Raw genomic sequence first — 21,486 nt, 5'->3', positions numbered from 1 at the left:
TCCCTTACTCATGGCTTGCCTCTCTTTACCTTCGGTTAGGTTGGTACGCCCACCTATTAATCACCTAATCCGAGTAAGTTGCAAGGGAAGAAAGCATTGATACGCTTAATTTATTGTTTAACCTGAATATTATTTAATAATGACTTATCCCGCGACAGTTTAATTGTCATGATGTGGCGGTATGAGAGCGGCAAAGTCGTCAAGATATGGCGTAATTATCGCCAGTTGATGAAATTAATGGGTTGATTGGCGTAAATGTGATGTTTTGTCGTTGACCCAGTGGGCTGCATAGGCTTTGATAACTTCATGTCTAATAACAAACATGGAAAAAGAATGGAACAGTTACGTGGGCTTTATCCAGCGTATGAACCTTACGACAGTGGCTTATTAGACACCGGCGATGGGCATCAGATTTACTGGGAACGCTGTGGGAATCCCAATGGTAAGCCTGCGGTATTTATACATGGCGGTCCAGGGGGCGGAATTGCGCCTTACCATCGGCAACTTTTCAATCCGGCTAAATATAATGTGATGTTGTTTGATCAACGCGGTTGTGGGCGATCTACGCCCCATGCCAGCCTCGATAACAACACCACCTGGCATCTGGTGGATGACATTGAACGGCTGCGTATAATGGCTGGAGTGGATAAATGGCTGATCTTTGGTGGCTCTTGGGGGTCTACGCTGGCACTGGCTTATGGGCAAACCCATCCTGAGCGGGTCAGCGAGATGGTGCTACGTGGGATTTTCACCCTGCGCAAAAAAGAGCTGGATTGGTATTATCAAGACGGAGCATCGCGTTTCTTCCCTGAGAAGTGGCAACGCGTACTTTCTATTTTATCACCCGAAGAACAGAACGATGTGACGGCGGCATACCGCAAGCGCCTGACATCACCTGATAGGGCTGTGCAACTGGAAGCGGCTAAGATTTGGAGCTTATGGGAAGGCGAAACGGTTACCTTGCTACCCACTAAAAACGCCTCTTCATTTGGTGAAGAGGCGTTTGCACTGGCCTTTGCCCGCATCGAAAACCACTATTTTACCCATCTTGGTTTTTTAGACAGTGACAACCAGTTGCTGGATAACGTGACGCGTATCCGCCATATTCCTGCGGTCATTATTCATGGTAGATATGATATGGCATGCCAGCCGCAGAATGCCTGGGATCTGGCGCAGGCATGGCCTGAGGCTGAACTGCATATTGTCGAGGGAGCGGGGCACTCTTTTGACGAACCGGGAATTTTGCATCAGTTGATTCTGGCCACCGATAAATTCGCCGGTTAACAACTCATTACCCATTGAGGCGAATATAAGTTCTTACTCCACAGACTCCCCCCGCCAGCCAATCGCTTGCGGGAGGGGGTTATCACTTCACTTTCGGCTCATAGGGCAGACGCGACAGTTTGTGTGATTCACTACGGTAATGAGCTAACCGCAGCAGAAAATATTCACGCAGCTCATCAGGTTGTTCGCGTGCAACCATTTCAGGAATCACCGGCATATTGTAGCGCTCTTTAAATGCTACACCCGAAGCGGCCAGATCAACGTTCATCTTTGCTGTTTCTTCATCAGAAAGTTCTGCCAAATTGTATCCCACGGTTTTCTCCTTTCGGGATCATATGCTATGGCGCAAAAGGTAATGCAGACGGCAGATATTGGCAAGTAGGTTATGTTGCTACCTGCGAGAATAAAGTAATTACCATAAATAGATGATATTAATATTTATCGTATTGATTATCATTGAGTGATTTTTAATTCAAATAAGAATCGTTCTTTTTAGTGTTCATAACTTAATGTAAATAACTAACATAATAATTAACTGTTTTTTATTTTCATAAAAAATCATATTAAACATGACCTTATAGATAATTTATTTTTTTATTAAATATTAATGTGAATAGGGTGTTCTTATTTTGTTTTTAGCTTGGCATAATACACCGAGTTAATCGTTGCTTACCTGCATTATAAAAATAAGGGAATTATTATGTTGAAAACAGAAATGGCAAAAAAGCTCAATGAGCAGCTGAATCTGGAATTTTACTCTGCAAATCTTTATCTACAAATGAGCGCCTGGTGCAGCGACAAAGGTTTTGAAGGTGCTGCGGCATTTTTAAAAGAGCATTCTCAAGAAGAGATGCAGCATATGCAGCGTTTGTTTGAATACCTTAGTGGAACTGGCTCCATGCCTGTGCTGGGTACCATCACCGCACCGCCAATCGATTTCGCATCGCTGGCTGATGTATTTGAACTGACGTATGAGCATGAACAACGCATTACGACTAAAATTAATGAGTTAGCGCATGTGGCTATGACCACTCACGACTACTCTACATTCAACTTCCTGCAATGGTATGTGTCTGAACAACATGAAGAAGAAAAACTGTTCAAATCTATTCTGGATAAATTGGCGTTGGTAGGAAATAGCGGTAATGCGTTATTCTTTGTCGATAAAGACTTGAAAACAATGGCGGCTCAGAGCCACAGTCAGGCTTAATCGCTCCCCTGGCCGTCGCCTTAAAAAGTTACCCGCCGCAGTGTCCAGCCCCCAAATCACGGGATCAGGAACTGCGGTTTTTTTGTTGTATAGTGACGGCATTTAATTTCGTGTGGTTACCTATCTTGTTGTTTTCGTGCTAATAGCATGTGGTTTAGCTTGGGTTTCTCGACTTCCCAAGGTTAAATCGTTATCATTTGCAATAACGGCGTAAGTAATTTGATTTATTGCTTATATTTCAATCGTCGTTCAGAATTTGGCGCTTTATTTTGTGTGCTATCTCACAGGTAGTACAATTGACTGGAAGTGATAGGGGTTCACGCTGCCAATATAAGATATGGTTGGTAGTAGATTGATTCTTCTCCCCATCTATTAAGGGATACCATGACTGTTTCTAAAGTACGGTTTATTCGCAAAATACGTTCTTCCTGCCGTATGCTTTCGGCATTAATTGTATTATTCGTTGGTCTTTCCAGCCAGCAAGCTTTGGCTCATGCACACTTGAAAGTCGAGTCTCCCGCTGCCGATACCACTATAAATGCGGCTCCAGAGGCACTGACTCTGGCTTTCTCTGAAGGTATAGAACTGAATTTTAGCGGTGTTAAAGTCATTGGCCCTGATAACCATGTGGTAAAAACCGGTGAGCTAAAATTAGATCCAGCGAACAATACACAATTGATTTTGCCAATCGATCATGCCTTAACCGCCGGAAAATATAATGTTTCATGGCATGTGGTTTCTGTTGATGGTCATAAAACTAAAGGCACATATAGCTTTACTGTGAAATAAATATGTCTTTAGCGACTCTATTCGTACTGTGTCGCTTTCTGCACTTTCTGGCGGTGATGCTGATGTTTGGTATTAGTATATTCACCGCCTTGCTAGCACCAGATCGCTTCTCTTCGACACTCAGAACGCGCCTGTTACCCCTGTTTACCTTCAGCACACTGCTGGGGCTGCTTTCTGCTATTGGTCTTTTGGCAATTCAGGCGGGCATGATGGGCGATGGCTGGGCTGATACTTACCGGCTAACCGTTTGGTGGGCAGTATTGGGAACCCGATTTGGTCAGGTATGGCAGTGGCATCTTGCATTATCCATCTTGAGTATGTGGATTGTAGTGCTGGGTACAACCCGTTTTTACTATCAATTGATGGTAGGGAGTTCCACTCTATTATTGGCAAGCCTGGCATTTACCGGGCACGCGGCGATGCATGATGGTGCTCTGGGGTGGATTCATCAAACTAATCAAATCATACATCTACTCAGTGCAGGTTATTGGGTGGGGTGTTTACCCGCGCTGTTGATTTGCCTTACATATAGCCTTAACTCTGATGTTAAACGCGAAGCCATCACTACGTTGGTTCGGTTTTCAAGCTGGGGGCATCTGGCGGTTGCATTGGTACTGGCCACCGGTGCGATTAACAGCATTATCATGCTGCGTGATACCTCGCTGGCACTGACATCGGACTATCAGATATTACTCCTCTGCAAGGTGGTTTTGGTTATGTTCATGCTGGTGGTTGCGTTGCTTAACCGTTATCGGATCGTTCCGATGCTCAGGCAGCTACCGACAAAGGCCCACTTCTGGCTGGTGGTAAATAGCGGCATCGAAATCATCCTTGGTGCTGCCGTATTACTGCTGGTGAGCATTTTTGCCACGATGGCTCCGGTATAACGTAAAATAAACAGCCGCAGAGATTGTCAGTATGCTTGCATCAATGTGGATGTATGCGAGAAAATCAACGCATTCAGCTAATTGAGGAAATAGAAGATGAAAGGTTTTGTGCTAGTACTATCACTGCTAATACTGTCGACTAATGCTGTTGCTGCGGGAAAAGTCATCACTGTCAGTAAGTTTGAATTTGGCAAGCAATGGGCGTTTAGCCGTGAAGAAGTGATGCTGGAATGTCGCACCGGGAATGCGCTTTTTGTGATTAATCCCAGTACCTTAGCGCAATATCCTTTGAATGACATTGCCACTGAACAAATGAAGTCGGGTCACGTATTGGCAAAACCTTTAGATGTATTGTTGTTGGATGACAGCACCAAACCAGGTCAAAAAATGAGTTTGGAGCCATTCCAGTTGCGTGCAATGACACTGTGTGGAGAATAAATCAGCCTGACTACAGCTTATCGAGATATTAGGTTATATTTAACAGCCAGTTAGCTATTCGACGATCAGTTAAAATAGCTATAATCAAAATCAATTTACAACCGTGACTATTTAGTTCCATAGCTAGGTTGGCGAAACACATGTACTCGACTACTCTTAAAGAGTAAGGCTGAATAAGCCTACGTTAATGCCAACTTTTAGCGCACGGCTCTCTCCCAAGAGCCATTTCCCTAGACCGAATATAGGAATCGTATTCGGTCTCTTTTTAATTTATTGATTTTAAAGGTGATTTTTTTGATTTATCGAAATTTATCGAAATTTTATCGAAATCTGATATTCGGTCTTTTATAGCATCACGTATTCTTTCCCCCTTGTATCAAGATACTTGTTCGTCATCTTCTCCGATTTATGCCCCAGCAGTTTCATCGCAAATTCCTTACCTTTTTCCTTTTCATACAATCGCCCAGCCAGGCTTCTGATCTCATGAAAAGTTGGCGGACTCTCATCAAAACAAAAATCTGTTCCTTTTCTCGCCGTTACGAATTTCTTTGTCAGGCTATCTGGATGTAGTGATCCATCAGGGCTATTTTTTCTGATGCCAGCACTTATCATAAAATCTGTTTTACTGGCTAATCTACATTGTTCAATCACGGTGCTAAGGCGTAGGCCAACGGCTTTAAGTTCAAGATCTAAGGGCAGGGAGATCATGGCTCCGGTTTTGCCTTGATCTATCTGTAATCTGCCATCAACAATCTGGTCAAAGCGCATCAGAGATAAATCCTCACGTCGTTGGCCAGTGACTAGCGCCAGATCCATTGATAGCCCAAACCACGCCGGTAATGTGTCAGCGACCTCACGAATAGCGAGATACTGATCCAGTTCCAGGCGCTCACGTTTCACCACCGGTTTAGCTGAGCGTGTCGGTGTCACTGGATTATTATCTATATGGCCCTCGACAATCGCCTCTCGGAAAATATCAGACAACACTGATCGCATGGTGGCTGCCATAGTTTTTTTGTCCTGTGCCACCCAAAACTCTAAAAACTCGGCAATATGGCGCGTGCTGATTTTAGCTAACACCTTGTTGCCCATCTTTTCGCTGATTATGGCTATTTGTCCCTTGCGAACTTTATAGGTGTTTTCGGCCAATTCCCGGCGCTTATAGATGACGTCATATCGTTTTAGCCATGCCGCTAGTGTGTACTCCTGCGTGCCTTTGAGCTTTTCTAGTAGCGCGACAGGAGTGTAGTTTTGTTCAATGAAATTATTGACTTCAATGGCTTGGGATATGGCGTCTCGCCGGGCAATTTTGCCGAGAGATAATTCCTTTCCAGTTAGCGGGTTGCGCCAATAGAAAGTTTGTTGAACACGCCTAAAGGTGAGGTTTTTGGGCAAATTAGCGTCATACTTTCCCGGCCTTTTTGCCATAACCAATCCTCTCCAATATTGGCGGTATCGTAGAATGTGAAATGTTCAGCGCTTTCGCCATTCTGTAGCTTTTGGGCTGTATATAAATGGCACCAGGCCGCACGCGATATTGTCTGCCGTGTTTTTCTGCTGCAGGGTAAAAGTTACCGTTTCTGGCCCAGCGTTGGAGTGTTTGAATCGTCGGCTTGTCAGTCGTATACGTTTCATCACACCATTCGGTTAATGTCATTAATTTAGCCATTGGTCATACCTCGATATGACCGGCCAGCATAGTAACGTGCTGACCGGTTCAGTTTTGATTTTTAAAAATCAGTTAGCGGACGGCTAACGAACGTTCGCCAGTTTCAAACTTGGCACCGGCTATCAATAGGCCCTCATTTAAGGCAGCTTTGATTTCATCGGCTTTTGGGGTGGTGATAATTTGCACCTGAGAAACGGAGTCTACATATTCATCAGGCAACAAATTTACATCGGTGATAACGAGTTTTTTTGTCCCTTTTCGGGCAGTGAATGTATTAGACGCCGTTTTGATCGAGTCTTTGCCGGCCTGAATCATGCATTCCAATATATATTTACGGTAGATTTCAGCCTGATTATCAAAACTTTTCTTGCGTGCACTCATCCGCTTGGCTTCGTTGGCACATATCTCTGCCTGACCCAGCGTGTTACGAACCAATGCCATCAAGGCATCGAACTTATCTTCCAGCATGCCCTCAATACCAGAGAGAGTGTCAGCGACCATTTCGGGGGTGAGTTCATCACCGCTATCGGCCATTTCCTGCAATTTTCGGTAATCAGTGGCTAATGATATGGCGGTTGTGCTCATGCTTTTTCTCCCTCAGTGACAAATTTTGCCAGGCACTCATCTTTGATTTGATTCAAACGGGTTAGACGGCCGGTCAGATATTTGACGTGTTCATCATCATGGGATGATTCGGCATTCTTGAGATGAACCCCGATGGTGCGTGTTAGTGAGGTGCTGATTTTTGTCACTTCATTCGCCGTGACTGCTGTTTTCATCGTCTCGGTATTAGCTTTGAATTTGTCGTCTAACTCTTTACGTAGACGAACCACATCATCAGCTTTAGTGCTGGCATTTTTAATACTGAACTCAATATTATTGTCGGAGGTGTATTCAGCATCATCAAACAGCCCCATAAACACATCAGCGCTGAAACCAAGCTGTGCTAATGCTTTGGTCGTGGCGTCCGTTAGGCTTTTTTTGCTGACTTCATCGTCACATATGAAACCGTTGGTACTCTGATAAATATGTTTGGTATGACCAAAAGCAGGGAAGCGGCCCCGACCTCCTGCGTGTTGGTACCACAGTTCAATCCGCATAGTGTGGTTGGATGTCCGTAGAATGGTGCCATCACCATCACGCATGGGTTTACGCCCGATCTCTCGATTGTTGCTATCCAGAACCGACTCCATAAATGGAATGCCGGGTATAAATTCCTCACTGATAATATCCACGCCCCAGCCGCTACCAAAGGGGCCAAAGATTTCCGTGGCTCTCATTGTCTGATAGGTAGGATTGATGCTGGTTACAGAGCGAATAACTTTGCCATTTTTGGTCGTGTCTTTGCGCTTGGTACGCGCTGGATCGGTGCGCTGTACTGATTTCCAGATACTTAAATTATCCTGAGACTCTTTTGGTAACTTAGAGATATCCTGATCAATCTGTGATGCCCGTTGTTGGAACTCATCTGCGGTAGGAGGCAGTGATTCAGGCTCTATCTGCTCACTGGCATGGGTCTCGGCGTTAATGGTCGCCGTTTCGTCATTAATGGCGCGATTGGCAGTGTCAGATGCATGATTTAGCTGTTCTGTTGCATCTTTTGGCACTTTTGTATCAGTTTTTGGTTTTTCGATTGTGCTGGTATTAGCCGGTGAATCGTTGGCTGTGCTGGTCAAGCCATCAACACTAAATTTGCCATCGCCAAGGTTTGCTACTTTCACATCATCGGCTTTGATTACATCAAGCTGTAAACACTGATTGATATAGGCTTTCAGCTTGGCTGGGTCTTTATGAATATCCAATTCAGCACTGCGGATCATTGCAAACAGATCATCACGGGAAACCGCTAAAATGGCAGGGATAATCCGTAAAGCTGTTGACCAGCGCCGCCAAGCCTCATCACCTTTCTCTACTTTTTCTTTAGCGCCACGATAAATGGATGATGGCACTTCCCAAACATCATAATCACCGGGGAACAGGGCGCAGGCGACTTCAAGATCGAGAGAGGCGTAATCATGCTTATAATCGCGTTCACGATGACCCGCTGGCGTAGGCGATGAATTGGCTTGTTCATTCGCTTGATTGCCAGGGTGTTCCCGCTCATCTGGACGAGAGTTGATCCACTTTTCAGCAAACTTGTTAACGTCCGGCCATGATTTAAATACCGGAGTGTGGGCCTGAACATCATCAATGAGTTGTGCCAATGTAGTGATGTACATGTGCTTAACTTGTGGTAAGCGTGGCAAGCCATCAATAACTGCACGATATAACGGCTCTGATTCATCATCATTAATTAAATCGTATGCATTAGATAATAGATGGCTATCAACAATTTCAGGCTCTACGCCATATAATAAAACATATGCAATTCTTACGTTAATTGGTAAATCGAAGATGTTTTTAACATTGTCAATTTCATCAGTATTATCAACGACGATAGGTTCAAATTCTTTAGTTTCATCATTCCATTGATTGTGTTCCATCCATTCAGTGCTGAATATGGCATTATCTTCAGCATCATCATGTACCGGAGGTCGAGGGGAACCCACACGATCAGCACAAACTTTAGGGGCAAAGAAATTACTACTTGATCCGGGGAATTCCCCTTCTAATAACATGGTGGATTTCATTGTTGCCATTTTTTGATTTTTGGCATCAACAGTAATCGCCATGGCTACAGCACCATTTGCCATAGCTGATTTTTTGGGTAGAAACCCACATACAAATAAGCTCATTGGTCATTCCTCGCTAATTATTTTTAATCTGATAATAACAATCGGTCAGTGCTATTAATTCATCTGTGGGTAATACATGATCTAACGACGTAGCGTCACATTTTTTAATTTTTTCTAAAGCCAGAGAAATTAAATCACGTACATCTACAATGCCGGATTCTATTAGATCTGAAACAGTGCCCATTATTGCGTCTGGACTCGCTCCAACTTCGACTAATGCGGGGGATTTAGCAGCATTAGCGATGACGATAGAATCAGCCAGGATTCTAAGTGTTGTCTTTTGCATAGAGATCTCGCTATAATTTCGGCGTCCAGTGGTGGAAGCCATTAGGTCATACCTCGCTAGAGTCGGTTTGGTCGCTGACTCTGCCGTCACCGGGACGTTAAGCCGGTAAGATTGCCCACCTTGTGTGGGCTTTTTTACGTCTGTTTTAATGCCGGTTACGTTTTCGGCGTCGATATATCCACTTTAATGAGCTGAGTTTTACGACCGTTTCACTGGTGTTGGCTGCAATTATTAATGTCTGGATTGAGTGGTTAAATCATCAACAACACTTGATAACAAAGCAGCTAATAATAAGTTACGGACGTTGTTATTACCGAAGCTGAAATTGGCCTCAATGACTTCATCTTCGCCAATACCAATATAATGCTGAGCGGCGGCTTTAATTGCACAGCCCATACAGTGATAATCCCCTAAAGTTTCACCACTAGGCAAAACAATAGAAGCCAGCGGTAAATTAGCCTCTTTATTTTTAACGGCATAGCCGATTACTTCATTTTCTGCGGATAACTGAGCAACGTCATTATGAAGTGGTTTAATAGATAATTTAATTTCTTTAAATTTCATTGGTCATACCTCGTTATTGTTGATGAATAATGGCATCGACTGGGTAGCAGTTGCCGTTGAATAACCTATTTTCGAAAATGACTTTTTCACATTCTTGTTGGGTGTCATAAACTTCATAGACAATATCTCTACAAATTTCATGAGCAGGGCATACCGATACAACTAAAGCGAATAATAGTTGCTCCATAAATTTCCTGAATATTAAGGGTTAAATTATCTCGGCAGTTGCTTTCCCACCATCAGTAATTTTTAGATAAATCGATTCGCAATGAGGGCAAGTCGCTAGTGAATCCCAAACTGCGTTATCTATTCCTCTGCGTGTTTCAATTTCTTTATTACATATTGGGCAGCGAAGAGTGATGAAATTCACCCCCTTGGCTTTAGCTTGTGCAACATATTTACTGTGGTCATCCAATAGCTTTCCCATTGTCTATCCCTTTTTATCTGCTTTCAGATTGTCAGAACTTGCTTACCTAAGCGGCTGTTGTGCCGTTGATGGGCTAAAGTTAATTTAAACTAACAATAAATTCAATCGTAAATTTAAATAAACTTAACAATAAGGGCGAAATTAGCGGTAAGAATTTGAAAAGTATGAATATTTATTTGGCGAGTTTTTTTCTGGTTTGTAACAGCTCTTCAAAAAGTCGGTTTAACTCATCAACTTTAAGCCGAAGGTCTGTTAAGTGCCGCTCTTTTTCTGATTCAGGAAGAGACGCAAACAATTGAATTAGTTCAGCTTCTCTCTCATCAAGTTCAGGTGGGATCTTTACTGCGGGTGAGGGGGATTGATCTGTATCCCCGTATAAAATCCACGTTGGTGAGCACTGTAATGCGGTACTCAGGGCAAATAGATTTTTGCCAGAAGGTGAACTGTCGTTGCTTTCCCATTGTGAAATGGTGACATGGGACACTTTCACCGCCTTTGCAAGGCTGCGTTGGGTTAGTTGCAGCTCATTTCGCCGCTCTCTGATGCGTTCACCGGGATTTTTCATAGTTAGGTAATTCTAAATTCTCTTGACTTAAATTTCCTGAACAAATAACTTGTTAACTAAATCTAACAACAGGAGAGGCGACGTGTTAAAAAAAGATGCCATTCAATATTTCGGCACCAAGAGTGCTCTGGCAAAAGCTGCGGGGGTTAAGCCGCCATCGGTTTCTGCTTGGGGTGATTTAGTCCCAGAGAAAAGGGCCGTTCGATTAGAGAAAGCCTCTAATGGCGAATTGCATTACGACCCTATTGACTATGACAAGCCTATAGCACCAGCACAGTAAACGCTGATTTTTAAAAATCAGCTTTCATAAGGAGGTCACTGTGAAATTAAAACATGATGCCATCTGCGCAGAATTGCGGAGCTGGGCAGCAGAAACCAAACAAGAAATTGTCGCGGCAGAAGTAGCACAGGCTTATTTCGATCTCGGTGGTGATGAGCTTCCACTCACGCCCATTGTGGATGAACACGCCACCCACAACAACAAACAGCGCTTGTTCCGCTGGGTTGATAGTGACACTGACAAGGCCAGAGCAAAAATCGCCGAACTTACTCCAGCCATACTTCAGGCATTGCCAGGAGAGCGGCGTGCCAGATTGGAAAACCCCAATTCAGTGAATTATTTGGCGGCACAAGCATTGCGCGATTTCTCGCTAGCGATGAGTGCGGTGTTGTTGGGCTGCTCTGATATGTCACAGAAATTAATTAAAGCAACTGAGGCAATACATGCACTTATTCCGGTGACACAGCAGTTGATTGCATAACGAGGTATGACCAATGGCCAGATTTTCCAGAGAACAAGTCGAGCAACAATTACGAGATGAACTGCAACGTGTCGGTTTTAGCGAGACAGTCGCCAGATCGGCGGCTATTCAAGGCGGTAAGCATTACACCGATACGCCGAACTCTACATTTGCCAGTGCATTGGCTTGGGCTAAGACCTATGCCAAACCCTATAAGCGGATGCGGGATAAACCGGTAGCAAAAGTCGTTAAAGCTAAAAAGCCGTGGCGGGTGTCACATGGCTAAAAAACTGACTTATCGCAATGGTTACCGTTACGGAAATATGCCAATTACAGCAAATATGGCGCGGGTGATTTTACGGCAATTTACCCGTGAAGCCATGCATGGGCAACGGAGAGCATTTAACGCTCTTTTTAATACTAGTCACGCCAAATGTAACGTTATCAGCGTTACAGAGCAGCACTGAATCGGGGTAGGTATGGCATCAAGTTGGATAAAAGTCGAAGTGATTACTCCAGATAAACCGGAGATCTTCCAACTGGCTGAAATCCTGAATGTTGACCCGGATACCGTACTCGGAAAGTTAATCCGTGTTTGGGTCTGGGCTGATCAGCAGACCATCGACGGTAACGCAGATTGTAACGCCGTTAGCGTTACCCGAATTGGCATTGACCGTATCACTTTTATGTCGGGCTTCGCTGACGCACTGCTTTCCGTTGGATGGTTAAAACATGATGGCACAAAAATGTATTTCCCACATTTTGAACGCCATAACGGAAAAGGCTCTAAAAAACGGGCAGTTACCAGTCGGCGCGTTACAGAATTCAGAGATTCGAAATCAAAAGGTAACAACAAAGGTAACGCTGGCGGCGTTACACCACCGGATCAAAAAGCGTTACCAGAGGAAGAGTTAGAGGAAGAGAAAGAACTAAAAGAAAACCCCCCTGTACCCCCCAAGGGGAAAAGGGAAGGTAAGACATTTGATCCGTTAAATATCGAACTGCCGGAATGGTTACCGACTGAGTTGTGGGAAGAGTGGGTTCAATTTCGTTGTGATTTAAAAAAACCAATTAAAACCAAACAGGGGGCAATGGGCGCAATCAATCAGCTGGCGATATTCAAGGAAAACGGCCATGCACCAGCGGTGGTCATTGCTCAAAGCATTGCCAATGAGTGGCAGGGATTGTTTGAGCCGAAAGCCAGCCAGTCCCATGCAGGGCATTTGAATATTGATTTTGAAGGCGCATTCCGGCGGCTGGTACTCAAGGGTAATGAGCCAAAAAACTCAGCCGAACGCAGGGCATTGAAACAAGCCCAAAATGCCAATTTACGTATGAAAAACGAAACGATAGCTCATAACGCCTGGCGGGGTTATCTCAAACAGGCTTACACCGAAAGTGGTGAACAGCCCTATAGCGGAGATTAAAAAGTGGAAACGATCAATATCAACCGAGCGGTCTTTTGCGATTACTGCGGCAAAGGGGCGAAGCTGGTGCGGGGACATGAAATTTACCCTCAGCGGCAAGACTTAGCTTCACAGTTCTTTTGGTCATGTGCGCCTTGTGGGGCCTATGTGGGCTGTCACAAAAATAGTGATGCTTATCCCCTTGGCCGTCTGGCTAACGCTCAGTTACGAGCGGCGAAGCGGTTGGCACATGCCGCATTTGATCCGCTGTGGCAAGAGTTTGGCATGAAGCGGCCAGAAGCATATGAATGGTTGGCAGGACAGTTAGAGATTTCAATGTCTCAATGCCATATCGGCATGTTTGATTTAGACCAATGTCGGCGGGTGCAAAAGTTAGCAACGGATTACAAGAATTCCCTGTAGTGAGCGAGGTATGACCAATGGAAATTAATAACTGTAATAATTTTATCAATGACAATCGGCCAGTGATTGACGACAAATGTGATCATTCATCCTGCATCATTGATGCCTGGGGAATGGCGGCTCGCGCCAGATGCCGAGCGCCTTATACGCCGCCGGTCAAGCCGAAAAAGGTGGTAATTCCTACATCGGCAGCAACGAAATCAGAGAAGCTTAAAGCGGCCAAAAAATCTAACACATCATCAGCACTGCGACTAAAAGCCAGTGAGTTGGTGGCGGTGATGTTGGGCAAAACATTGACCTATACCGGCATTCTTGCCGTGCTTGATAAATCCTATCCGGATCACGGCATTACGCTGCGCATGTTGCAGATGCGTATGATTGGTTTGATGAAATCGCCGCATGTTGACATTACCCGCCATGAAAAACCGGTAGCGGAATTTACCTTGCACAGTGTCAGTGAGCGTTTTTATGCGGACTCGATGCTCAGGGCTAATTCAAAAAGTTGAAGCCAATTAGAAGTAAATGAGTTAACAACATAAATTGCTATATTTATCAATATGCTCAGTAAATCAATAGATAGCAGGCCGCACTAGTGATGCAGAGCTAGTAGCGGTCTTAACTCTCTATTAGCACTGGTTTTGAGTGTTCAATCACAATAAATTTCATATTAATCTTGAAGCCAAAACGAAAAAAAACTAAGATAAAATCCGGTTAACGAAATCAGGGTATCTAAATGAGTAAGGTCGATATACAGAAGGACATTAGTAATTTGATTGTTAATGCCTTTCCTCGAGATTTATGGTTAAACATACAAGATGTGTTTCATGCCCAGTATGATGCTGCGCAACAAGTGACTATGGGGTCAGCGCTAAAACTCGATCTCCCTGGGCAAATTCGCTTAAGGCCTCAAATAAGACATTATACTTTAAATGCTGCCTTCAAAGAGGCTGCATTGAATTCTGGGGTGATCCATAACAGTGTTGAGACTTCCCCAAAAGGGGAGCATTTTGTTGTTCTTAGCTCTGCTGGTGTAAAAATGAGTCGCATTGGGCTTAACCATGACGAACCAAACATCAAAGGAGCTAAACATCGGACACTTCTAGCTGAACTCAACGAAAGTTTAGAGGGCTTTACGCCTGACCTTTTTAGTGAAAAGACATTAGATCAAGGGCCAGCGGGAACTTTGGGTGTCTTACTTTTGAATATTAATCCCCCTTACCATGAGTCACAGAGCAGAATGCTCGATTTAAGGGTTGTGGTACCTTTTAGCAATTTAAAAGGATTCCATTTCAATTGGTCATTAATTGAACTGTTAGAGCTGTATACAGGCGAGAAAAAAATTATCATTCCTGATAATGTTTTACCTCAACTAAAACGGCATCTGAAAGATCAAGAGAATTAAGTCGGTGGTACTATGAGAGTGGGAATATCAGGATTTCAGCCAAAAAGATTAACCCAAATGAGAGAAGCCAGAGGGTTATCGAAAATAAACCTTGGTAGGTTGGTTGAGCGTTCCCCATCAACAATTACAAAGTGGGAAAATGGTAGTCATTCCCCTGATGCTGAAGGTTTAGCTAGTCTTGGTAGGGCCTTAAATTGTCCTGAAAGCTGGTTTATTAAAGTTACCAGTGAGAAAGAAAATAATCCTGTATTCTTCAGAACACTATCAGCAACAGCAAAAGATTTATGTAGCGCCTCGGAAGTGTACATGGGGTGGCTGCAGGAAATTTCTGCATCATTACAAGAATACTTAGACTATCCAAATATAAATGTCCCACATTTGGATGTTGACGATTATAGGTCCATTGATGATGAAATCATCGAACGAATGGCATCGAATTGTAGAAAGATTTGGGGATTAGGTATCGCACCAATTCAAGACCTTCTCTTAGTAATGGAAAATGCTGGAATTGTATGCTCTCGATTTGAACAAGGGAGTGTAATGATGGATGGTTATTCTCAATGGAATGAAAAAGAAAGTAGGCCTTATGTGGTACTTGCTAGTGATAAAAATAACTATTTTCGGAGTCGATTTGATGCCGCACACGAACTTGGCCATTTAGTTTTACATAGATATGTTAAGAGATTAGATAGTATTAATTTCAAACCTATTGAAGAACAAGCACATAAATTTGCCGCTTGTTTTATGCTTCCTGAAGAGGCTTTCTCTGCTGAACTGCCTTCGTTCCCAAGTCTAGAAAATTTTGTGTCATTAAAAAATCGTTGGGGTATGTCGGCGCAATCAATGATATTACGAGCAAGAGATCTTGAGCTTATATCCTCTATAGAATACCAACGGTTGTATAAAAGCCTTTCTTCAAGGGGATGGCGTAAAGGTGAGCCTTTAGATGACCAAAGAAAACCAGAGTCTGTTAGATTGTTGCCTCGATGTGTAAATTTATTGCTTGAGTCTGGTGTGTTTTCAAAGCAAACATTTCTTGAATTTGTGAATTTGGCTAGAGGTGATGTTGAGGATTTATGCTCACTTCCTAAAGGTTTTCTCGCTGAGTCAGCAGTACTTAGCTTTGAATCAAAAATACAACTCAAGAATAGTAAAAATATTTTGACTGAGATTGATCACCGAACAAATGTTGTCGATATGTTTAAACGTAAATAGATTATGCTTTATAGCCTACTTTAACACCTAGACATCTTATTTTTACTTATTTTATATATCAGTTTGTAGCCGATTTCTCACAATGAGAAATCGGCTACAAACCATGCTAATTAGAGACTTAAATTGTAAGCATATTCAATATTGAATATGGCGGCATAATCAACAAGAAATTGCTGATATTCATACTTTTTATGTGGTTATATCCGCTATTTAGAATATGAAACTTTACTTAACTGACATTCACATGAAATCGGTTGAACCAGGTCCCCTGTATGGGGTTATTGAGATCATAAAGGTATTAGCTTAATGATTACTATAGAAAACTTGATTCAACACTTACCAACGGATGGTCGAACTGTAATTCATAGTGAAAAAGGTAACATAATAAGTATTGAACAATTAAGATCGGATCAGTTTATAGCAACGTTGCCAGCCTTTATCGATATGGCAGAAAGAGCGGGGTATATCATTACAATCCCTGATATTTAACGGTATAATAACCAAGTCAGCCTGAACAACTGACAACCTAAGTTGTTGTTGTGTCATCACCCTTGGGGGCAAGATGGCACAACTTTCATTTATCAAATCTGGCAATGAAACACTGACACCGGCCACACCCGATGTTAGGGATTTTCTGCATTATAAAGTCAAGCTGGGGGCTATTCTCACCGCTGATTTTAAGCAAGTCCGCAATCCAAAGTTTCACCGTAAATACTTCTCTTTATTGAATCTGGGTTTTGATTACTGGACACCCTCCGGTGGCACCATATCGCCTGAAGAAAAGAAGCTGGTGCGTGGTTATGTAAACTATTTGGCTGAATACGCCGGTCATAGTGACACGTTGGAAGAATTAGCCCGTCAATATCTCGATACGTTGGCAGAGCAGCGAGCAGACCGTGTAACCCTCCTTAAATCCTTTGATGCATTCCGACGCTGGACAACCATTCAAGCCGGTTACTTTGCCATTATTCAAATGCCGGACGGCTCCCAATTTAAAGAACCTAAATCCATTTCGTTTGCATCGATGGACGATACCGAATTCTCCGAACTCTACAAAGCCACTCTTGATGTGCTTTGGCAATTCATTTTGAACAAAACCTTTAGTACACCTGCTGCCGCAGAAAATGCCGCCAGCCAGCTATTAAGTTATGCATAGGGGGATTTATGGCTAATTTACGCAAAGAGGCAAGAGGCCGTGAGTGCCAGATTCGTATCGTCGGAATATGTAACGGTAATGCTGAAACTAGCGTATTGGCACATTACCGCATGGCCGGTACCTGTGGAACGGGTATAAAGCCGCATGATCTACAGGCTGCAATTGGGTGCAGCGATTGCCACGACGCGATCGACGGAAGAAAAAAATCAGATTACACCCGCGATGAGTTACGGCTTTTGCATGCCGAGGGTGTTTTTCGGACACAAGCTATTTGGAAGAAAGAGGGGTTCATTTGATGAACGCACAGCAACTTGAGTATGCGCGCACTGAATTAACCAAGGCGTTGGTGGATATATCTGGCGGAACCAAAGGCCAGCTTGAGGCTTTTAGTGAAAATCCACCAGCAGATAAAGACCATTACCGTCGCTTGAAAATCCATAAAGTTCAGCTCGAAGGGGGGCGGGAGGTTTGCATGCTAACGACACCCACTTATGCTCTTGAAACTCGGAGCCGTAAACGCCCAATGCCACCAATGAATGAATTTGAGTTTTCTTTGTGTTCATGGCGGCGAGCGGTGAACACCCTTAATGAATTTCAAAATGCGTGGCTGAATTACTGCTATGGCTTTAATTTAAAATTTGAGTACCAAGTGTTATTTTGCAAACATATTTGGGAGATATACCAGAAGCACCTATCTGATAATCCGGTACAAACCAAGGTAAAGAAACGCCTTATTTCGCTCGTTTGGCTTGCCGCACAAGACGTTGCTGCAAAAAATAACAATGAGACTTACAAAGAATATGCGGGTAGTGCGCTAGCCACTCTTATGAGTATTTCTCGTTCAACGTGGTGTGAGGTATATGCGCCGCATTGGGCACGACTGAAACAGGCTTTTGAGGAACTGGATGCAGAAGCGCTACAACTGGTCTTAAATCGTCGTCCAGATCCTATTATTGACGAAGTTAGCGACTAGATATTGCAAAACCGAACAAAAAAGCGCATATTTAACGTTAATTAGATATGTTGTCATAATTATAATTAACCCGCTACTCGCGGGTTTTCTTATTTTTATCAATAACAGACCAACAGCTACTGATATTCATCTCTTTGCAGAAGTCCTTAATGATTGAACCAAATGCTTTAAGTGTTTTTGCAAGATTTTGATCTGTAACATTACCACTTTTCTCACTGTTATTTTTCCAGTGACTAAAAAATGTCTTATCTACGGAATCAATATTTGGAGTAATAGATGAAGGAATTGGTGATATGTTTTCCTTACTGCAGCTTGTCGGTATTTTTGCCGCAAAATGCTCGAAAAATTTTTTAGTACTAAAGGGATTGTTGGAATCTTTGGTTAGTCCTAAAGCTTTACATAAATCATAATATGCTGAACTTGGCTGGATCATTGGTGAGATGTCAAAACCCGGGTTGACGTTTACATAGAACCCACAATCATGACCAATAGCGCCAAAAAGAAGTTTGAATGGTTTGCTATCTATAATAAACATTACATCAAAATACACATTATTGTGACGGTATTGGAAGGTAGTACGTTTGATGCTCTGAGTGCGCATATTCTGATACAGAGCAGAGAGTCCTTCTATTTTCATTAATCACCTTCCTTTATTTATATATATGGAATCAATTTGACTAAAATTGATTCCTATAACTTTGAAACAATTTTATGTGCGAACTCATTAACTGCGGTGTCGATGTTTTTCGGTGTGCCAGGCATGGTTGGTGCATCTTCAACATGATGGGTGATAGCTTCAATTAGCTCGCTGATAGTTGGCAGTGGGGATATTTTCTTTAGGTTTGAAATTGCTTTTCTTAACTCGATAGCGTCACTTGGATGAGAACTGAACCACGTCGGTCTAGATGCCCAACATTCAAGAGCATTAATTACAGTGTTACGCATGATGTATTCCTTTTTTAAATATGAGAAATGGGATATTAACATCAATAACAGATATAGAAAAATGACAAGCCAATAATTGTGGGGCTGCGCTATTTTGCGTGGCCTTTTTATTTTTAAAAACACCCAACCCATCAGGGAGGGGGAGACTATGAAAATGAGCAATATAACAACAGCGGTCTCCTATACCGTGTCGGGTGGTAGTTTCATTTTTTGGGCTAAAGAGCTAATTGCTGGATTCACACCTGATGAGTGGACAGTTATCGGTGTACTTGGCTCTTTGTTTTTTATGGCCCTGACATTCTTGCTTAATGCAGGTGTGAAAATTTGGGATCGCCGCCACGGCTATAAACCGGATGGTGAGTGATGGCCTCGACCAAAAGCAAATTAAGCGCAGCTGTCCTGGCTCTGATTATGGTTGCAGCACCGGCAACCATAATTCTTGATCAGCTTTTGAATGAGAAAGAGGGTAACCGGCTTGTAGCTTATCCAGATGGAAAGGGGATTTGGACTATTTGCCGTGGTGCCACAGTAGTTGATGGTAAGCCGGTAGTGAAAGGCATGAAGCTGTCAGCGGAGAAATGCGCTGAGGTGAATAAGCTGGAGGCTGACAAGGCCATCAACTGGGTGAAGAAAAATGTCCGGGTACCGCTGACTGAACCACAGATGGCCGGTATCGCTTCGTTTTGCCCCTATAACATCGGCCCGAGTAAATGTTTTACCTCCACCTTTTACCGCAAACTTAATGCTGGCGACCGCAAAGGCGCATGCGCTGAAATCAAACGCTGGGTATATGACGGTGGCAAGGATTGCCATATTCGCTCTAATAATTGCTACGGCCAGATAGAACGCCGCGCGCAAGAAAGCGAGCTGACATGCTGGGGGCTGGATGAATAAGGCCATCGGATTAGTCATTGCTGTACTGGTGGTTATTGTGTCGGCTCTGTTCTTTAACAGTTATCGCCTCTCAAATGATATCCAAAAAGCGGAAAAAGCGCTGAGTGATGAGCAAACCACAAACACAGCACTGGGCAACATCATTGATGCATACCAAGTGAATGAAGCCGCTAACCGTGCAGCCACAACTCGCCAGCTAGAGAACGAAAGGAAACTACGCAATGAAAGTGAAGACCGGCTCAAGCGGTTTCTGGCGGTGGCGTCAGATGATAAGTGTGCTATTCAGCACATGCCTGACGCTAGCATTAACATCCTGCGCGAGTAAGTCGGTACCACGGCTGGCAGTTACCTGCCCTGTATTGCTACCGCCAGAGTCTGCATTAATTGAATGTGAAGTGCCGGAATTCGTCGGTACCACTTGGGGAGATAGTGGTCTTTATGCGCTGGCATTAAAACGCGAACTACGGATCTGTAAGGGGCGGCTCGATGATGTTATTGGCTGGCGACAGAATATTTTGAAGGAAACTCATTGATCAGTACCAATAATGGTAATCTTCCTTATCTCATTAGAGGGAGAAAGCTATGAATTGGGAAGCTATATCAGCGTTAGGAACTTGGGCTTCAGTTATTGTGACATGTGTAGCTCTTATTTATGCCGCAAAAGCTTTGAGTACATGGAGGGAGCAGGAAAAAGTAAAAGCTAAAATGGGTTTCAAAAAATCCCTTCTAAACTTTAGGCAGTCGTTCATATTTATGCCTGATAGATTTGACATGCAGTTGGCTGCGGCAGGTAACAGTTTGATACTTATGGGTGATGCCGCAGGTTCTGAGAAATATAATCTCATTGAATATGCGAGAGGCCTAAAAAATTTAGTTGCAACCTATGAGAACTGTAATGGGTGTTGGGTAGCGACGGAACATCTTTTCGATGGAAAGGTAGAGAGTGAGTTATTTAATGAGCTTATCGATAGATTCAATGGCTACCTTGCTGGCAATACAACTAAAGATGAGTTTGTAAAATTATTAATAAATCTATATTCACGTAGGTTTGTATTTGAACACAAATAATGGATGAGCCGTTTAATCACGGCTTTTGTATATTTGGCGGTTATGTCAATATCACTGACCACCAGCAGAACTATTTTGCTTTAATAGCTAAATTTTCACATGTCATATTTGTTGAAAACAATTGGTCCACAGCTGCAAACAAGGTGAATTCCGACATCAAAAACGCGCAAGTAGCGAAGAACCATAAAATCATCATATTTGGCCGACTTTTGGGCTGTAAAGTGTCTTTGATGCGTATAGTTAGGTCAAGTGCACAACAAAGTATTAAAAATACGCTGATAGCGACCGTAATATTTCTAATGAGATTATCAGATGTAGGATGAATACAGGAGGCTCTAAAGCTCATTAAGAATACGATACTTACTACTACAAAATAACTTGCGATGCTTGCGCATGATTGAGTTATTAGT

Annotated in this window: 34 protein-coding genes and 1 pseudogene; 23 read left to right on the top strand and 12 right to left on the bottom strand. The window is 43.1% G+C overall.

The window, feature by feature from the left end; genetic code table 11:
* The first annotated feature begins 333 nt into the window (after positions 1-333).
* A complete protein-coding gene (gene pip / locus AT01_RS03905; RefSeq protein ID WP_042546163.1) occupies positions 334-1,284 on the top strand; it encodes a prolyl aminopeptidase in 951 nt (316 codons plus the stop codon).
* An 82-nt stretch (positions 1,285-1,366) separates the two neighbouring features.
* Here the strand turns inward: pip and AT01_RS03900 are convergent, their stop codons facing one another.
* A complete protein-coding gene (locus AT01_RS03900; RefSeq protein ID WP_004701745.1) occupies positions 1,367-1,597 on the bottom strand; it encodes a DNA polymerase III subunit theta in 231 nt (76 codons plus the stop codon).
* A 387-nt stretch (positions 1,598-1,984) separates the two neighbouring features.
* Here AT01_RS03900 and ftnA point away from each other — a divergent pair, with 387 nt between their 5' ends.
* From ftnA to AT01_RS03880, 4 genes are all read left to right on the top strand, one after another.
* On the top strand, positions 1,985-2,494 hold the full coding sequence (ftnA, locus tag AT01_RS03895) for a non-heme ferritin (RefSeq protein WP_042546162.1): 510 nt from the start codon (positions 1,985-1,987) through the stop codon (positions 2,492-2,494).
* A 384-nt stretch (positions 2,495-2,878) separates the two neighbouring features.
* Positions 2,879-3,283 (top strand): CopC domain-containing protein YobA, encoded by a 405-nt coding sequence (gene yobA / locus AT01_RS03890; protein ID WP_042546161.1) that lies wholly within the window; start codon positions 2,879-2,881, stop codon positions 3,281-3,283.
* A 2-nt stretch (positions 3,284-3,285) separates the two neighbouring features.
* A complete protein-coding gene (copD, locus tag AT01_RS03885) occupies positions 3,286-4,170 on the top strand; it encodes a copper homeostasis membrane protein CopD (RefSeq protein ID WP_042546160.1) in 885 nt (294 codons plus the stop codon).
* Between the two features lie 96 nt (positions 4,171-4,266).
* Positions 4,267-4,608 (top strand): YebY family protein, encoded by a 342-nt coding sequence (locus AT01_RS03880; protein WP_042546159.1) that lies wholly within the window; start codon positions 4,267-4,269, stop codon positions 4,606-4,608.
* Between the two features lie 345 nt (positions 4,609-4,953).
* On the opposite strand, the gene AT01_RS03875 is transcribed toward AT01_RS03880, so the two are convergent.
* From AT01_RS03875 to AT01_RS03840, 9 genes are all read right to left on the bottom strand, one after another.
* Positions 4,954-6,036: a tyrosine-type recombinase/integrase gene (locus tag AT01_RS03875; protein WP_042546158.1), complete on the bottom strand. Its 1,083-nt coding sequence runs from the start codon at positions 6,034-6,036 to the stop codon at positions 4,954-4,956.
* The gene (locus AT01_RS03870; protein WP_042546157.1) at positions 6,011-6,277 is read right to left on the bottom strand and encodes an excisionase; all 267 of its coding nucleotides are present in this window, start codon (positions 6,275-6,277) and stop codon (positions 6,011-6,013) included. The genes AT01_RS03875 and AT01_RS03870 overlap by 26 nt, the downstream gene beginning before the upstream one ends.
* 72 nt (positions 6,278-6,349) lie before the next feature.
* A complete protein-coding gene (locus tag AT01_RS03865) occupies positions 6,350-6,862 on the bottom strand; it encodes a siphovirus Gp157 family protein (protein ID WP_042546156.1) in 513 nt (170 codons plus the stop codon).
* The gene (locus AT01_RS20165; protein WP_052489938.1) at positions 6,859-9,012 is read right to left on the bottom strand and encodes an exonuclease family protein; all 2,154 of its coding nucleotides are present in this window, start codon (positions 9,010-9,012) and stop codon (positions 6,859-6,861) included. Before AT01_RS20165 ends, AT01_RS03865 begins: the two co-directional genes overlap by 4 nt.
* 13 nt (positions 9,013-9,025) lie before the next feature.
* A complete protein-coding gene (locus AT01_RS03855; protein WP_042546155.1) occupies positions 9,026-9,340 on the bottom strand; it encodes a hypothetical protein in 315 nt (104 codons plus the stop codon).
* Positions 9,341-9,529: 189 nt separating this feature from the next.
* The gene (locus AT01_RS03850; protein WP_025378517.1) at positions 9,530-9,862 is read right to left on the bottom strand and encodes a hypothetical protein; all 333 of its coding nucleotides are present in this window, start codon (positions 9,860-9,862) and stop codon (positions 9,530-9,532) included.
* 13 nt (positions 9,863-9,875) lie between these two features.
* Complete coding sequence (locus AT01_RS21560; RefSeq protein WP_100273932.1) at positions 9,876-10,049, bottom strand: DUF1482 family protein; 174 nt, start codon at positions 10,047-10,049, stop codon at positions 9,876-9,878.
* A gap of 21 nt (positions 10,050-10,070) precedes the next feature.
* A complete protein-coding gene (locus AT01_RS03845) occupies positions 10,071-10,289 on the bottom strand; it encodes a hypothetical protein (protein WP_025378516.1) in 219 nt (72 codons plus the stop codon).
* Between the two features lie 172 nt (positions 10,290-10,461).
* Complete coding sequence (locus AT01_RS03840) at positions 10,462-10,854, bottom strand: helix-turn-helix domain-containing protein (RefSeq protein WP_042546154.1); 393 nt, start codon at positions 10,852-10,854, stop codon at positions 10,462-10,464.
* An 82-nt stretch (positions 10,855-10,936) separates the two neighbouring features.
* Here AT01_RS03840 and AT01_RS03835 point away from each other — a divergent pair, with 82 nt between their 5' ends.
* The 13 genes and pseudogenes from AT01_RS03835 (at position 10,937) to AT01_RS03775 (ending at position 18,169) form a co-directional block, all read left to right on the top strand.
* Entirely contained in the window at positions 10,937-11,134 is a 198-nt protein-coding gene (locus tag AT01_RS03835; protein ID WP_042546153.1) for a Cro/CI family transcriptional regulator, read from the top strand.
* A 40-nt stretch (positions 11,135-11,174) separates the two neighbouring features.
* Complete coding sequence (locus tag AT01_RS03830) at positions 11,175-11,615, top strand: toxin YdaT family protein (RefSeq protein WP_042546152.1); 441 nt, start codon at positions 11,175-11,177, stop codon at positions 11,613-11,615.
* Positions 11,616-11,628: 13 nt separating this feature from the next.
* Positions 11,629-11,880: a hypothetical protein gene (locus AT01_RS03825; RefSeq protein ID WP_025378513.1), complete on the top strand. Its 252-nt coding sequence runs from the start codon at positions 11,629-11,631 to the stop codon at positions 11,878-11,880.
* Positions 11,873-12,061: a hypothetical protein gene (locus tag AT01_RS03820; RefSeq protein ID WP_025378512.1), complete on the top strand. Its 189-nt coding sequence runs from the start codon at positions 11,873-11,875 to the stop codon at positions 12,059-12,061. Before AT01_RS03825 ends, AT01_RS03820 begins: the two co-directional genes overlap by 8 nt.
* Before the next feature lie 12 nt (positions 12,062-12,073).
* Positions 12,074-12,793 (top strand): annotated as a pseudogene (locus AT01_RS22205) (hypothetical protein); the annotation flags it as partial.
* A gap of 231 nt (positions 12,794-13,024) precedes the next feature.
* The gene (locus AT01_RS03810) at positions 13,025-13,423 is read left to right on the top strand and encodes a zinc-finger-containing protein (RefSeq protein WP_230079694.1); all 399 of its coding nucleotides are present in this window, start codon (positions 13,025-13,027) and stop codon (positions 13,421-13,423) included.
* A gap of 17 nt (positions 13,424-13,440) precedes the next feature.
* Positions 13,441-13,929: a hypothetical protein gene (locus AT01_RS03805; RefSeq protein ID WP_042546151.1), complete on the top strand. Its 489-nt coding sequence runs from the start codon at positions 13,441-13,443 to the stop codon at positions 13,927-13,929.
* Positions 13,930-14,156: 227 nt separating this feature from the next.
* Entirely contained in the window at positions 14,157-14,825 is a 669-nt protein-coding gene (locus tag AT01_RS03800; protein ID WP_042546150.1) for a hypothetical protein, read from the top strand.
* A 12-nt stretch (positions 14,826-14,837) separates the two neighbouring features.
* Entirely contained in the window at positions 14,838-16,040 is a 1,203-nt protein-coding gene (locus AT01_RS03795) for a helix-turn-helix domain-containing protein (RefSeq protein WP_042546149.1), read from the top strand.
* Between the two features lie 306 nt (positions 16,041-16,346).
* Positions 16,347-16,529: a hypothetical protein gene (locus AT01_RS03790; RefSeq protein ID WP_042546148.1), complete on the top strand. Its 183-nt coding sequence runs from the start codon at positions 16,347-16,349 to the stop codon at positions 16,527-16,529.
* Between the two features lie 73 nt (positions 16,530-16,602).
* Positions 16,603-17,196 (top strand): DUF1367 family protein, encoded by a 594-nt coding sequence (locus tag AT01_RS03785; RefSeq protein ID WP_042546147.1) that lies wholly within the window; start codon positions 16,603-16,605, stop codon positions 17,194-17,196.
* Positions 17,197-17,204: 8 nt separating this feature from the next.
* The gene (locus AT01_RS03780; protein WP_042546146.1) at positions 17,205-17,492 is read left to right on the top strand and encodes a DUF1364 domain-containing protein; all 288 of its coding nucleotides are present in this window, start codon (positions 17,205-17,207) and stop codon (positions 17,490-17,492) included.
* Complete coding sequence (locus tag AT01_RS03775) at positions 17,492-18,169, top strand: bacteriophage antitermination protein Q (RefSeq protein WP_042546145.1); 678 nt, start codon at positions 17,492-17,494, stop codon at positions 18,167-18,169. Before AT01_RS03780 ends, AT01_RS03775 begins: the two co-directional genes overlap by 1 nt.
* Before the next feature lie 73 nt (positions 18,170-18,242).
* Here AT01_RS03775 and AT01_RS03770 read toward each other — a convergent pair whose 3' ends face one another.
* Together AT01_RS03770 and AT01_RS03765 are read right to left on the bottom strand one after the other, a co-directional pair.
* Entirely contained in the window at positions 18,243-18,806 is a 564-nt protein-coding gene (locus AT01_RS03770; protein WP_042546144.1) for a DUF6037 family protein, read from the bottom strand.
* 53 nt (positions 18,807-18,859) lie between these two features.
* On the bottom strand, positions 18,860-19,114 hold the full coding sequence (locus AT01_RS03765) for a hypothetical protein (protein ID WP_042546143.1): 255 nt from the start codon (positions 19,112-19,114) through the stop codon (positions 18,860-18,862).
* A gap of 148 nt (positions 19,115-19,262) precedes the next feature.
* Here AT01_RS03765 and AT01_RS03760 point away from each other — a divergent pair, with 148 nt between their 5' ends.
* The 5 genes from AT01_RS03760 to AT01_RS20160 are packed head-to-tail and all read left to right on the top strand — an operon-like array spanning position 19,263 to position 21,076.
* Positions 19,263-19,478, top strand: coding sequence for a phage holin (locus tag AT01_RS03760; RefSeq protein ID WP_042546142.1), 216 nt, complete (start codon positions 19,263-19,265; stop codon positions 19,476-19,478).
* Positions 19,478-20,008 carry a lysozyme gene (locus tag AT01_RS03755; RefSeq protein ID WP_042546141.1) on the top strand — a complete coding sequence of 177 codons (531 nt, stop codon included), beginning with the start codon at positions 19,478-19,480 and terminating at the stop codon, positions 20,006-20,008. The genes AT01_RS03760 and AT01_RS03755 overlap by 1 nt, the downstream gene beginning before the upstream one ends.
* Positions 20,001-20,333 (top strand): DUF2570 domain-containing protein, encoded by a 333-nt coding sequence (locus tag AT01_RS03750; protein ID WP_042546140.1) that lies wholly within the window; start codon positions 20,001-20,003, stop codon positions 20,331-20,333. Before AT01_RS03755 ends, AT01_RS03750 begins: the two co-directional genes overlap by 8 nt.
* A complete protein-coding gene (gene lysC / locus AT01_RS22630; protein ID WP_456156789.1) occupies positions 20,230-20,541 on the top strand; it encodes an Rz1-like lysis system protein LysC in 312 nt (103 codons plus the stop codon). The genes AT01_RS03750 and lysC overlap by 104 nt, the downstream gene beginning before the upstream one ends.
* Before the next feature lie 49 nt (positions 20,542-20,590).
* On the top strand, positions 20,591-21,076 hold the full coding sequence (locus AT01_RS20160; protein WP_052489937.1) for a hypothetical protein: 486 nt from the start codon (positions 20,591-20,593) through the stop codon (positions 21,074-21,076).
* The last annotated feature ends 410 nt before the right edge of the window (positions 21,077-21,486 follow it).

It is taken from the genome of Yersinia aldovae 670-83 (assembly GCF_000834395.1).
Lineage (GTDB): Bacteria > Pseudomonadota > Gammaproteobacteria > Enterobacterales > Enterobacteriaceae > Yersinia > Yersinia aldovae.
The sequence above is the reverse complement of the archived record's forward strand: the minus strand, read 5'-3'. Positions and strand labels throughout refer to the sequence as shown.